Raw genomic sequence first — 13,615 nt, forward strand, 5'->3', positions numbered from 1 at the left:
CACAGTCGCCGGGTGCGATCAGCAGCCCAGCGCTACGCCCTTGTAGCGCGCCATCCGCAGTACGGAAGTGTCGACCCGGTCGGCGGGCAGTTTGCCACTAGCCACCGACTGTTCCAAACGGTCGAGTACCTGGGGCACCGCATCGCTACTGATCCACAGGGCATTGTCGGCGCCGGCGACGAGGGTGGCCTCGACCGCTTCGTCGATGGACATGCGAGCGGTGATGGCGGCCATGCCGCTGAGATCGTCGGTGAAGATCGGACCGTTGAACGGCGGGGCACCGTAACCCTTGCCCTCACGCAGCAGCGTCATCACGGCCGGGCTGATGCTGGCGGGCACGTCGGGCTCGGTCAGTCCGGGGACATCGAGGTGGCCGACCATCACTGCCGCGCCGGAGTTCACCAGGTCGCGGAACGGAACCAGGTCGGAGTCCTGCAACTGATCCAGCGGCGGGGTGGTCACGGCGCCGGTGTGCGAGTCGCCCGACCCCGAGCCGTGGCCGGGGAAGTGCTTGATCACCGAGCCGAGGCCCACCTGGTTGGACGCGCGGATGTAGGCGCCCGCGAATTCGGAGACGACCTTCGGATCGTCGCTGAAGGAGCGGTCGCCGATCACGCTGTTGTCGGGCTGGCTGCTCACATCGACGTCGGGCGCGAAATCGACCGTGATGCCGACGTCCTTGAGTGCCTTCGACCTGGTCAGGGTGAACTGGTAGAACTGCTCAGGGGTCTGGGTCTGCGCGATCTCCCGGGCCGACGGCGCGGCACCGATCACGTTCTTCGCGCGCGAGACACGCCCGCCCTCTTCGTCGATGGTCACCATCAGCGGCACCTTGGCCTTGGCCTTCACCGCGTCGAGCGCGGTCTTGTCCAGCAGGCTCGGATCGGTCCAGCTGCCGACGAAGATGCCGCCGACCTGCTCGGAACTCACCACATTCGACGCGTCGGCCGAACCGGTGATGCCGACGGTCAGCAACTGGGCGAGCTTCTCGCGCTGAGAGAGTTTCGCGAGATAGTCCGCGCCGCAATTGTTTTGGACCGGCGTCGCCGACGGGGACGCTCCCGATTCGCCGGTGGCGACCGAGGAGGGGACCCCCGCGCTACTCGCCGCGGGCGTCGTCTCGGTCGACGAACCTCCCGAACAGCCGGTAGCAACGGCGGCGAGGACCGCGAACACGACCACAGGCGATTTCCGCATGCGCTCCACGGTAGCCCGCTGCCGGTGCGAACCCCACCACCGGAGTTCGGATCGATACCACCCAACCCGGGGTAATCTGAGGGAAAAGCCGCTCCGACCAGCGCAGGAGGTCGTCATGGCATGCGATCGGATGCTCATCGCCTACGACGGTTCCGAACATGCCAAACGAGCCGTCGCGTACGCGGGGCGGTTCCTCACCGCCGAACGCGCGATTCTGCTCACCGCATGGGAACCGATGGTGCGCCAAGCCGCGCGCATCTCGGGACTCGCCGGGGTGATGCAGCCGGACTGGGTGCCCGACGAAGAGGTGGAGGACATCGCCTACTCCGACGCCCGCAAGATCAACGCCGAGGGCGTGCACCTGGCGAAACTGGCCGGAATCGATGCCGAACCGCGCACCGCCGAGTGCACCACCACGATCTGGAACGCCATCGTGGACTGTGCCGATGAGCTCGATGTCGACATCATCGTCGCTGGTACGCGCGGTTCAACGGGGTTGCGGGCGCTGTTGCACAGCAGCGTGGCCGAGGCCGTACTCAAGCACGGGCATCGGCCGGTCTTCCTGGTACCGCCGGAGCAGTAGCTCGACTGAGAGTTCGGTCGCTCTCCGGGCTCGGGTCGCCGACGGCGGCGTTATGGTCGAAACACCATGAACGGATTTCTGCTCGCTCGGCCCGACGCGGTATTGCGCACGTCAGGCGCGCGCGCGACGTATTCCGATCCGCGGACGGCGATCGAGGCGCTGCGTCAGACCCCCGCCCCGAAGTTGATCGTCGGCGCGCTGCCGTTCGATCCGCGCGAGGTGGCCGCGCTCTGGCAGCCCGAGAGCGTGCTGCACACCGCGGGACCGTGGCGACCCGCCGCACTGCCGGAGTTGCCGGGTGTTCGGGTGGTCGCCGAGATACCAAGTGCGGCAGAGCATGTGGCGCGGGTGACGAAGCTGGTCGAGCAACTGGGCGATCCGACGAACGAGCTGCGCAAGGTGGTGGCCGCACGGTCGCTGGTGCTGGAGGCCGACGCGCCCCTCGACCTGGACGTGCTGGCCGCACACCTGCTGACCAGGCATCCGAACGCGTCCGTGTACGCGGTCGACCTGTCCGCTGCGGGCCGCCACGGCGAGACGCTGATCGGTGCGACACCCGAGGTGCTCGTCGCGCGACACGGCGACCGGGTGAGCCTGCATCCGCTCGCGGGCACCCTCGCGCGCCGCGCCGACCCGGCCGAAGACGCGGCACAGGCGCGAGAACTGTTGTCCAGCAGCAAAAATCACGACGAACACGCCTTCGTGATCGATTGGATCCGGCAGCAGCTGACCCCCGTCTGCGCGGAGCTGCACATCCCCGACGCGCCCGAGCTCCTCAGCACCGAACAGGTCTGGCACCTGGCCACGCCCATCCACGGCGTGCTGCGTGACCCGTCGACGACCGCACTCGACCTGGCGCTGCTGCTGCACCCAACCCCCGCCGTCAACGGCACGCCCTTCGCCGCCGCGCTCGACGCCATCACCACCGACGAACCGTGGCGCGGGTTCTACGGCGGCGCGGTGGGCTGGTGTGGCGATGACGGCGACGGCGAGTGGGTCGTCGCGATTCGCGGCGGCGAGCTGTCGGCCGATCGACGCGTCCTGCGAGCAAGCGCGGGCGGCGGGATCGTGGCGGCCTCCGATCCACTGGCCGAACTGGCCGAAACGACGACCAAACTTCGCACCCTGCTCGGCGCCCTGCGTTGCGAGCTGCCCAACGACTGACCGAGGCCGGTACACCTGCTAGGTTGACCGAGACAGGCCCGACGCCGAGCGTATTGGAGTGCGCGATGAAGTTTGCTGTTCCGGCTGTTGCCAGCGCGGTCGGCGGCGCCCTGCTGAGCGCGATCGCCGTCTTCGCGATCACCGCGGCGGTGCAGCAGAACACGGCACCTTCGATCGACCGCAGCGGTGACAAAGACTCCTCGCTGCTCAACGCCCCTGAATACGGCAGCCGCTGAGGCGCACGCCCGCGCGTCGCGCCCCACATCGGGGCAACCGGACAAGGCGCCACTGGGTTGGCGCTGGCTCGTCGGCTCGGTAGTAGCCGCCTTCGTACTGACCTTCGCGCAGGCGCCCGGCCTCACCGTCGCCGACACCAAGTACGACCTCGCACAGAACCCCCTCGGTTTCCTCGCGCGGGCGTCGCACCTGTGGAACAGCCAGGCCACGATGGGCCAGGTCCAGAACCAGGCCTACGGCTACTTCTTCCCCCACGGCGCCTTCTTCTCCGCGGGTCACATCCTGCACCTGCCCGCCTGGGTCACCCAGCGCGTCTGGTGGGCGTTGCTGCTGCTCGCCGGGTTCTGGGGAATCGTCAAGCTGTGCGAAACGCTCGGCATCGGCTCGCGCGGGTCACGGGTCATCGCGGGCATCGCGTTCGCCTTGTCACCGCGGGTGCTCACGACACTCGGCTCGATCTCCTCGGAAACGTTGCCGATGATGCTGGCGCCGTGGGTTCTGCTCGCGCCCGCCGCACTCGGCACGGCGATGAAGCGACGGCGGGGCGGCCCGCTCTCGCCCGCCGGGAGTGCGCTGGCACTGGCGCTGATGGGGTCGGTGAACGCGGTCGCGACCGTGGCGGCGTTCCTGCCCGCCGCGCTGTGGTGGGCCTCGTATCGGCCGGATCGGCAGTGGTGGCGGTTTACCCGGGCGTGGATTCCGCTGCTGGTCCTTGCCACTTTTTGGTGGGTCGTGCCGCTGCTGTTGCTCGGGAAGGTGAGTCCGCCGTTCCTCGACTTCATCGAGTCGTCCGGGGTGACGACGCAGTGGGCGGCGTTGAGCGAGGTATTGCGCGGCACCGATAGTTGGACGCCGTTCGTCTCGCCGGAACGTATCGCCGGTGCGGTGCTGGTGACCCAACCGGCCGCGGTGCTGGCGACCGGCTTGCTCGCGGCGGCGGGGATGGCCGGACTCGCGCGGTCGTCGATGCCGTATCGGGGCAGGTTCGCGGTGATCCTGTGCGTGGGGCTGGCGGGGATCTGCGCGGGGTACGTCGGGACGCTCGGTGGGCCGTTCGCCGAATCGGTGCGGATCTTCCTCGACTCCGGCGGTGCGCCGCTGCGCAATGTGCACAAGCTCGAGCCGCTGATCCGGCTGCCGCTGGTGGTCGGGCTGGCACACCTGCTCGGCCGCGTCGCCCTGCCCGCTTCCGTGCCGATGCCGGTGTGGCGCAGCTCTTTCGCCCATCCCGAGCGTGATCGGCTCGTCGCGGTGGCCGCGCTGGTCCTGGCCGCGCTCACCCTCGCGACCTCACTGGCGTGGACCGGTCGACTCGCCCCGCGCGGCGCCTACGATCGGGTGCCCGCCTACTGGACCGATACCGCCGACTGGCTCGCCGCCAATGCCGCCGACACCCGCGCGCTGGTCGTACCCGGCGCGCCGTTCGGCAGTCAGATCTGGGGACTCACCCGCGACGAACCGCTACAGGCGTTGGCGAAGACTCCGTGGGCCGTGCGTGACGCGGTTCCGCTGAATCCGCCGGGCACGATCCGCGCGATGGATTCGGTGCAGCGACTGATCGCCGACGGCAGGCCCTCGACCGGTCTCGCGGCGACCCTGGCGGATCAGGGCATCGGAATCCTGGTGTTGCGCAACGACTTGGACCCCGAGACATCGCGTTCCACGCGGCCGATGCTGGCGCACCGCGCGATCGAGGGGTCGCCGGGGCTGACCAAGGTGACCTCGTTCGGCGCACTCATCGGGCCACGCGCGGCGGACGCGGGGCTGGTGGTCGACAACGATCTGCTGCCCGCGTATCCGGCGGTCGAGATCTACCGCGTCGATGTGCCACCGCCAGGCACGCCCGTCGACGTGCGTAGCGGCACCGGCGCACCACCCCGATTACCCGGCGCTTACACCGTCGGGCTGGACTCGACGCCCGTTGTCCGTGGCGGTCCCGAAGTTCTCGAACGGGTGCGCCGAGACGGCGAGAACCCCACGGCGCCCGTACTTCTCGAAGCGGACGCGCGACGCGCCGGGTTACCGCCGCGACCCGTCCTGCTGACCGACACCCCGATGGATCGCGAGTCCGACTTCGGCCGGGTCGACAACCACAACTCCGCGGTCCGCGCCGCCGACGACGCGCGACGCACCCACAATCTGGTCCCCGACTATCCGGTCGACGGCACCGAACTCGTGCAGGGCGAATGGTCGGGCGCGAAGGTCACCGCATCCAGCTCCGCCGCCGACGCCACCCAGATCGGCGGGGCGGCACCCGGTAGCTCGACCGCGGCGGCCGTCGACGGCGATCCGAGCACCGCGTGGATCAGCAATGGTTCCGAATCGGCACTCGGACAATGGATTCGACTCGATCTCGACAAGCCGATCGCCAACGGCTCGCTCCGTTTCACCACGACAGCGGCGGCACTGGGCGATCCGGTGAAGTGGGTCGAGGTCCGCACCTCGCGCGGGACCGTGTCGGCACGGATCACCGAACCCGGCGAACCCGTGTCCGTCGCGCTGCCAGCGGGCAAATCCGACTGGGTGATGATCAGCGCCGCGCGCACCGAAACCGGCACTCGTGGCGGGCAATTCGGAATCAGCGAACTCACGCTCGACGACTACTCCAACCGGGAAGCGCCGGTGCGCGTCGACATCCGGCACCGGATCGTGCTGCCCGATGTCGCGGCGGGAACGACTGTCAGCGGGTGGGATCTCGGACAGGAATTCCCCGGTCGCGGAAACTGTTTCGACGGTCCCGACCGCGTGCACTGCAGCAAGGGACTCGGGCTGCCCGCCGAAGAGCCCGGCATCTTCGGACGCACTCTCTCGGTGCCGGAACCGCTCACCGTCGGCACCGACCTCACCGTGCGCACCCGACCCGGACCCGCGCTGGAGGCGCTGCTCACCGACCCGTCCCGGCCGGTGGCACGTGGCCAGGCCGATGTCGCCGACCTGCGCGGTTCCGCCTTCGCCGCCACCGACGGCGATCCGAAGACCACCTGGACCGCACCCGAGCCCACCGTCCGTGAACCCGCGGGCGGCAAACCCACGCTGGTACTGGAACTTCCGGAACCGGCGCTGGTGACCGGCCTCGACATCACCACCGCACTCGGCGGCTTGCCCGCGACAGCCACCTCCGTCGCGGTGAACATGGGCAACGGCCCGCAGCTCCGCGAACTGCCCGAGCGTGAGCACGGCGAACCGGCCCGAATCTCGTTGTACCCCAACGAAACCGATCGCATCGAGATCAGCATCCAGAGCTGGAACGAGGTACTCGACCGCACCGCACTCGGCTTCGTCCTCACCCAGCCCACCGGCCTGGCCGAAGTCGAAGTGCTCGGCCCCGAGTACCCGGCACATGCCCCCGGCGACCGGCTCGTCACCATCGGCTGCGAGGTGGGACCGGTGATCGCCATCGGTGGGCGCGCCGTCCACACCACGATCACCGCCACCGCCGACGAACTGCGCTCGGGTGCACCGGTTTCCGCGCAACCGTGCCAGGAGGACGCCGCCGATATCGAACTCCTCCCCGGTCACCCCGACCTCACCGTCGCCCCCACCGAACTCTTCACCGTCGACCGCCTGCGCCTCCCACGCACCGACCCCTACCCGGGCGCACCCAACACCCCGACGAACGCAACCCCGAGCAGCCCCGGCGAACCCAGCGATACCACGGCGGCCGCACCCACCGACAACCCTGCCGAACCGCGCGAAACCACGGCCGACATACCCCTCGACAGCCCCGCCGATGCCGGAAATCCGGCTCCAAGTACCGAGCTGCTCGTCCTGCCGCTGAGCACCAATGTCGGCTGGCAGGCGCACACGGCCGACGGGCGGGAACTCTCGCCGGTCGTTGTCGACGGTTGGCAGCAGGCTTGGCTCGTTCCGCCTGGAACCGACGGGGAGATCACGGTGTCGTTCCCGGCGGACCGCTGGTATCGGCTGGCGATCTTCGGCGGACTGTTGTTGCTGATTCCCCTTGCGCTGCTTGCGATTCCCCGGCGGCGCCCGCTGCCCGACGTCGGGCAGGCACCGGGCACCTGGGGTATCCGGTGGGTCGCGGCGGTCGGGTTGACCGGCGTGATCACTGTCATCTCCGGGCCGTTCGGTGCGGCGTTCACGCTGATCGCGTTGGGCTGCAGCTACTTCCGGCCCACGATGACGGCAGCGACGCTGCCCTGGTTCGCCGGTATCGGGACGCTGATCTCCGCCGCGGCTTTGTCGACCGGGACTTGGCGCTCGGGCACCGAGTACATGGGCGGCTCGCTCTGGGCGCAGGCACCGGCCGTCATCGCGGTCGTCGCCGTCGGCGTCGCGGCGCTCCCACGCCGCCGCTGACCGTGACTCAGCGCACCGACGAGATCGATTCCGCCCCGCTGTCGACGCGCGCCGCGGTCCGCCGATCCCAGCGCGCGGCCCAGCGGCGGGCAGGCTCCTCGACCAGGGCGAAGCTCGCGGCGGCGAGCGGGAGGGTCAACGCGGTGGTCAGGGTGATCACATAGAGGAAGTGGCCGTTGAAGGGGATGATGCCGAAGACCGGGAAGACCACCGTGAGCACCACCAGATGCCACAGGAAGATCCCGTACGACCAGCGGCCGAGAATCGCGGCGGTACTCGATTCCAGCCAACGATTGGCGGCGCCGGGCCGGCGGATCACCAGGGGGGCGAGCAGGCCGAAGCCGATGACCGTGCCGAGCACCATCTTCATCGCGTACTGCCACGGTTGGGCGCGCTCCAGGCCGGCCGGGCCGCCGAATTCGGTCGCCGAGAGCAGAAAAGCCGCCAGCGCCAGCGCCCACATCAGCGGCTGACTCGACAACAGGCGCGCCCATCGCGCCTCCGGTCGCACCAGGCAGGTCAGTTCCGCGAGGACCATGCCCGCCGCGAACCACGGCAGATAGGCGGGCAACCAGTTGTCGGCGTGGATCGCGTCGGGCGAGGGGACCGGCCACAGATTCCAGGTCAGGCTCACCGCGATCAATCCGAGCAGCACCGGCACCCGCCACCGGGCCGCCCGACCACGCAATCGCACGACCAGCCACGCCAGCAGCGGCAACACCAGGTAGAACGCCATCTCCACCGACAGGCTCCACATCTGCGTGAGCCCATCGGTCAACGTCAACGGCACGAACACCTGCAGCAGAAACAGATTCGACAACCACACCGGCAGGTTCGCCGAATGCGCCGCGCCGGGCAGCAACACCAGCACGAACACCACGACGACCCAGTAGGCGGGTAGCACCCTGGCCACCCGGTGCAGCAGATAGCGGGAGGCCCGCGGGGCGCGATCGTGACCGTGCGCGGCCGCCGCGTGCGGGCGCCACAGCAAGAAACCGGACAGCGCGAAGAAGATCGCGACCGCCATATCGAAGCGTTCCAGGATCGGGCCGAGGACCGGGGTCCGGCTCGTTCCGGTCTGGAACGCGACGTGGGTGACCAGCACTCCGAGCGCCGCCATTCCGCGCATCCCTTCGAGGGCGGGAATGAAGGCGCGCGAGGGCGAAACGGGGGCGGTGGCGGTCGTCATCGGGGTCCAGTCTGCCGTGTCGGCGATTTCCACGGCACAGCGCCGCACCTTCGCGGCCTGGGCTGTTAGTGTCGGGGCTCACGAGTGCCTGTGGTGCAATACCAGACCACCGGGCCATCCGTGTTCGAACGACGAGGAGAGTTTGCATGGCACTGAGTGCCGGTACCAGAAGAACGGTCGCCTGCGTGCTCGTGGGTCTGGGCGCGGCGTTACTCGTCGCCGCGCTGATGATCCCCACCTACACGGTGAGCAAAGTCGCCAAGACTCCACTCGACCTCGAGATCACCACGATCGCGGAGAATCAGCCGGGCGAGGAAAGCCTCGTCCTCGACTCCAAGTCGTTGACCTCGGGTGACGGTGCTGCCGTGGTGAACAAGGATGTGCCGCTGGTCTCCCAGCGTTTCGTCACCGTCGAGGAGCCCTCCGACGCCGACGAGATGACGCTGCAGGCCGGTCAGACGCTGCGGCGCACCGACGTGCAGGGCGACACCGGCCTGCTCACCGCCGCCATCGACCGTGTCACCATCTCGCGCACCACCGGCATGCCGGTGGAGGCCGAGCCCAACGGGTCGATCGCGGTGACCGTGGACAAGCAAGGCAGCGTGATGGAGCCGGTGCAGCACACCGGCATCGGCTACCGATTCCCGATCGGCACCGAGAAGAAGACCTACCCGTACTTCGACATCAACGTGCGCAAGTCCTTCGACGCGAACTTCATCGAAGAGACCGAGATCAACAGCATGAAGGTGTACCGGTTCCAGATGACCGCGCCGGTCACCAGCACCTGGGACGTGCAGCAGTCGCCGACCAACCGACTCACCCTGCCCGCCGCCAAGTGGGGCGTGGACGAGCGCAACGACGCTCCCGTCACCATGACGCGCTACTACACCAACGTGCGCGACCTGTGGGTCGAGCCGCAGACCGGCACCGTCATCAAGGGTGGCGAGTCGATCCACCTGTTCTACGCGCGCTCCGGCGACAAGCCCGAGGTCACCGCGCTGAAGTCGCACATCGTGTTCGACGAGGCGACCGTCGAGTCGCAGATCGCCATCGCAAAGGAGAACACCGACAAGCTGTCGCTGTTCGGTCGGGTGCTGCCGATCGTGTTCGGCGTGCTCGGCGTGCTGGCGTTGCTGGCGGGGTTGTTCCTCGGGTTGCGTGGTGGTGGCACTCCGGCGCACGCGACTCCTCGGGGATCGCGTCCAACGCCCGCGCCCACTGCCGCACCGGATGACACTGGTGCGACTCGGTGGGATGGGGATGACACGCCGACCACGCAGTTCCCGCGTGGAGACTACGACGCTCCTACCGAGCAGATCGATATCGACAAGCGTCGGTAGGCGGAGACGCTTTAAACAGCCCCGGTCTTTGACCGGGGCTGTTTTGCGTTCGGGACACACCGTGCGCACAAGGGAGACACAACAGCGTCACCCGATGCGAGGGTGGCGACGTGTCAGACCCGCCCGGCCGGGGCTGGGTGGGTGCGGGCTGTGCGCAGGACTACGACGGCGACGATCGCGGTGGTGATGGCGGCTACCGAGACCGCTGTGCCGATCAGGGATTCGATGGTGCGGGCGAAGGCGAGCATCAGGGTTATCTCGATGGCCAGGCCGATCCAGGTGACGGCGGCCAGGGCGGTGCGTTCGACGGCGATCGCTGAGAGCAGGGCGCCCTGCAGGACCGCCAGGATCGCGCCGTGCAGGGCGAACAGCCACAGCATGCCCTGGATGGGTGCGTAGTCGGCACCGGCGAAAAGCGGTGCCAGGGGTGCCGCCAGTGCGGCGCCGATCACCGCTACGACGCCGATCGCCGAGAGGACCGAGAGCGCGTCGCGGATGGCGCGAGCCGAATGGGTGGGCTGGGCCATCCGGGGATACAGCACGACGCCGACAGCTTGGGGCAGCCAGAACGCGATCTTGGTGGCGATGGTGCCCAGCGAATAGCGGCTCGCGTCGACCTCGTCGAGAACGATGCGCACAATGATCAGGTCGACCGAGGACAGGGCCATGAGCGCCGCCTGCACCTGGACGGCGCGGAGTACCGGCAGGACGCCGACCGTCCTCGTCGCGGTCGCGAGCTCTCGGTCATTCGAAACGATGTCGTCCTGCTTCGTGCCGGGCGCCGCGTCGCCCGCAGCACCGCTGCCGTGGTCGGTCGGCTGATCCTGAGCGGGAGTCGTCGATCGCGCGATGCGGCCGGCGATGATTGCCGCACCGACGATGCCGGCCGCCCCTGCCCACAGCGCACCGGCAGCACCACCGCCGAGCGCGAGCGCGAGCAGCGCGGGTGCGACCCGCGCCGTACCCGCCATCGCGAGCACCGTCGCAAGCACGCGGAAGTGATTGCCGCCCTGCAGGATTCCCTGCTCACCCGAGAGGATCACCAACGCGGGCGCCGCGCCGAGTGCGGCGGCAGCGGCCCAGACGCCCACGTCGAGCACTCCGGCCACCACCGGAATCAGCACCACCGCGACCGCGGCGACCAACGCGGCGCACCGCCACATCATCGCCCGCACCGCACGCGGCGACGCGCCGCGCACCATTTCCCGGGCGACCACGTTCTGCATGGCCAGGGCGGGGACGGCACACAACAACTGCACCGCGAGCAAACTCGCGAACTCGCTGTACCCCTCGACCCCCAACCAGCTCGCCGCCAGCAATTGCAGCAGGTAGCCGGCGACGTTGGCGGTCATCGCGCCCGCCGTGACCCAGGTCAGATCGGCAACGACAGGGGGGCGGCGGACTGAGGACACGCCCCATCGTCGCACCCCACTGTGTTCGCCATCACGCCTACCCCGAAAATGTGAGTCCGAGCGGACTCACCTTCGAGCGATTCGGCCCCCAACAGCGCCTATTCGACCCCCGCCACGGCGCGGCCCGACGGGACGTAAGGTGCGTGGACGTGACGAGTAGCGGGCGAGCAAGGGCCTCGGTGGCCGGATACTGCGCGCTGCTCACGATGATCATCGTCGGACCGCTCGCCGGATCGGGCTACCTGCTGCTGCGCGACGCGGTGAGTACCCCGCGCTCCTTCCTCACCGATTCCGCACTCGGCGTCGGCGCGGCCGCGCCCCGCGCCGTTCCGCAGGATGCCTTACTCGCCGTGCTCTCGCCGGTGATCGACGGTGGGATTCTCGTGAAGGCGATCCTCATCGTCGCGCTGTGGTCGGCCGGATACGGAGCAGCAGCGCTGGCCCGACACTTCGTTTCCGATTCCACCGGCGCACAACTGGTCGCGGCGACCGTCGCGCTGTGGAATCCCTATGTCGCGGAACGACTTCTCCAGGGCCACTGGAGCCTGCTCGCCGGTTACGCCGCCCTCCCCTGGACCGCTCTCGCGGCCACGCGCATCCGAACAGCCACCGGCAGCAGAGAATCCGCTGCGCATCACGATTCTGTCGACAGCGCGCACCCATCCCGCCACACCGACTCTGTCGACAGCTCGCATGAACCCGGGCGCGCAGACTCTGCCGACAAGGGAGCCGCGACCCCACGCTTCGGGTTCGCTTGCCGCGCCGGCTCTCTCGGTGGTTGGGCCGCACTGACCGCGAGCTTCGCCGCTGCCGGGTTGACCCCGACCGGTTCGCTGCTGGCCGCTGTCATCGGGCTGTCGCTGGTCGGGCGACGGGCGTTTCTCCCCGCCACTGTTCTCTGGATCGCGACCTGCGCGCCCTGGCTGACCGCGACCGCGCTCGGATCGGGCGCCGAGCCCTCGGACCCGGCCGGGGTATCCGCGTTCGCGGCACGCGCCGAACCGTGGCTCGGGACGCTCGGCAGCCTCGCCGGGCTGGGCGGGATCTGGAACGGCGAGGCCGTGCCCGCGAGCCGCACAACTCCCCTCGCGCTGGTCGGCACGCTGTTGCTGCTCGGCATCGTCGCCTGCGGGGTGCGGGCGGTGTGGGCGCTCGGGCGTGACGGGCGGACGCTGCTGGTGATCGCGGCGGTAGCGATCGTGCTCCCGGCTCTCGGCGCGACCAGCTGGGGGCTGGCCGCCGGGGAATGGCTGGTGGTGCACGTTCCCGGTGCCGGATTGCTGCGGGATACGCAGAAGTACGTGGCACTTGCGATGCCCGCCTACGTACTGTGCGCGGCCACCGCGTGCCGAACCGTCACTACGGCGAGCCGCCGACTACTGACCGGTGGGCGGCCGAGCCAGGATGCGGATTCAGCGAGCGAGGTGTCGAATGCGGCCACCACGACGCCGATCTCCAGCGCACACGCGACTACACACCCCGGTGGCATCGGAATACGAGCCACCGCCACTCTTTTCATACTTCTCCTCACGCTCCCTCTCGCCGACCTCGCATGGGGAGTCGGCGGTGCCATGCGCCCCGTCCACTACCCCGCGGGCTGGCAACAGGTCGTCGACCACATCGACGCCCCCGGCGACGTTGCCGTACTCCCCGCCGGCATGTTCCGCCGATTCCCGTACAGCGGAACAGCTCCCGTCCTCGACCCCGCCCCCCGAATCCTCCCCAACGACGTCCTGCAAACCGGCGAACTCCGAGTCCGCGGCTACGCGGTGACCGGCGAGGGCAACCGCGCCCGCACCGTCGAGGAAGCCCTACTCCGAGGGGCCCCGGCCACGGATCTCGCAACCCTGGGTGTCGGCTGGATCCTCATAGAACGCACCACCCCCGGCCCCGTCGGCGCATCCGAAAACACCCTCGACACAGCCGAACTCGCTTACCAGGACCCCGATCTAGCCCTCTACCGAATCCCCGACCCCGCCGCTCTCGACACTGCCACGCCCACCCAGCGCGGAGCCTCCACCGCAGCCCACCTGCTCTGGGCCGCCCTCCTACTCGCGGGCCTGACCGCCGCCGCACTACGCCCCGCGGCACAGCCTCGCCCGGCGAACCGTTCGAGCGTCACATGATCAGGCGTGGCCCGGCTCGGCCGCGCTATCCCCGCTGAAGTATCGAC

At 69.2% G+C, this 13,615-nt stretch carries 9 protein-coding genes; 6 read left to right on the plus strand and 3 right to left on the minus strand.

Annotated features, from left to right (window positions below):
• Nucleotides 1-18: 18 nt before the first annotated feature.
• Nucleotides 19-1,197, minus strand: coding sequence for a glycoside hydrolase family 3 N-terminal domain-containing protein (locus ACLJPD_RS08735; RefSeq protein ID WP_410871348.1), 1,179 nt, complete (start codon nucleotides 1,195-1,197; stop codon nucleotides 19-21).
• A 115-nt stretch (nucleotides 1,198-1,312) separates the two neighbouring features.
• Between ACLJPD_RS08735 and ACLJPD_RS08740 the strand changes: the two genes are divergently transcribed.
• The 4 genes from ACLJPD_RS08740 (at nucleotide 1,313) to ACLJPD_RS08755 (ending at nucleotide 7,501) form a co-directional block, all read left to right on the plus strand.
• Nucleotides 1,313-1,780, plus strand: coding sequence for a universal stress protein (locus ACLJPD_RS08740; protein WP_410871349.1), 468 nt, complete (start codon nucleotides 1,313-1,315; stop codon nucleotides 1,778-1,780).
• A gap of 66 nt (nucleotides 1,781-1,846) precedes the next feature.
• Complete coding sequence (locus ACLJPD_RS08745; protein WP_410871350.1) at nucleotides 1,847-2,944, plus strand: isochorismate synthase MenF; 1,098 nt, start codon at nucleotides 1,847-1,849, stop codon at nucleotides 2,942-2,944.
• A gap of 65 nt (nucleotides 2,945-3,009) precedes the next feature.
• Nucleotides 3,010-3,180, plus strand: coding sequence for a DUF2613 domain-containing protein (locus ACLJPD_RS08750; RefSeq protein WP_022566695.1), 171 nt, complete (start codon nucleotides 3,010-3,012; stop codon nucleotides 3,178-3,180).
• Nucleotides 3,131-7,501: an alpha-(1->3)-arabinofuranosyltransferase gene (locus ACLJPD_RS08755; protein WP_410871351.1), complete on the plus strand. Its 4,371-nt coding sequence runs from the start codon at nucleotides 3,131-3,133 to the stop codon at nucleotides 7,499-7,501. Before ACLJPD_RS08750 ends, ACLJPD_RS08755 begins: the two co-directional genes overlap by 50 nt.
• Nucleotides 7,502-7,508: 7 nt before the next feature.
• Here the strand turns inward: ACLJPD_RS08755 and ACLJPD_RS08760 are convergent, their stop codons facing one another.
• Nucleotides 7,509-8,690 carry an acyltransferase family protein gene (locus ACLJPD_RS08760; RefSeq protein ID WP_410871352.1) on the minus strand — a complete coding sequence of 394 codons (1,182 nt, stop codon included), beginning with the start codon at nucleotides 8,688-8,690 and terminating at the stop codon, nucleotides 7,509-7,511.
• 146 nt (nucleotides 8,691-8,836) lie between these two features.
• Here ACLJPD_RS08760 and ACLJPD_RS08765 point away from each other — a divergent pair, with 146 nt between their 5' ends.
• Nucleotides 8,837-10,030, plus strand: coding sequence for a DUF3068 domain-containing protein (locus ACLJPD_RS08765; RefSeq protein ID WP_410871353.1), 1,194 nt, complete (start codon nucleotides 8,837-8,839; stop codon nucleotides 10,028-10,030).
• Nucleotides 10,031-10,143: 113 nt separating this feature from the next.
• Here the strand turns inward: ACLJPD_RS08765 and ACLJPD_RS08770 are convergent, their stop codons facing one another.
• Nucleotides 10,144-11,382, minus strand: a complete 1,239-nt coding sequence (locus tag ACLJPD_RS08770) for a polysaccharide biosynthesis protein (protein ID WP_410871970.1) — start codon at nucleotides 11,380-11,382, stop codon at nucleotides 10,144-10,146.
• A gap of 209 nt (nucleotides 11,383-11,591) precedes the next feature.
• On the opposite strand from ACLJPD_RS08770, the gene ACLJPD_RS08775 reads away from it, so the two are divergent.
• Nucleotides 11,592-13,568, plus strand: a complete 1,977-nt coding sequence (locus ACLJPD_RS08775) for a hypothetical protein (RefSeq protein WP_410871354.1) — start codon at nucleotides 11,592-11,594, stop codon at nucleotides 13,566-13,568.
• Nucleotides 13,569-13,615: the final 47 nt, after the last annotated feature.

The sequence above is a fragment of the Nocardia sp. A7 genome, assembly GCF_046549215.1.
GTDB lineage: Bacteria > Actinomycetota > Actinomycetes > Mycobacteriales > Mycobacteriaceae > Nocardia.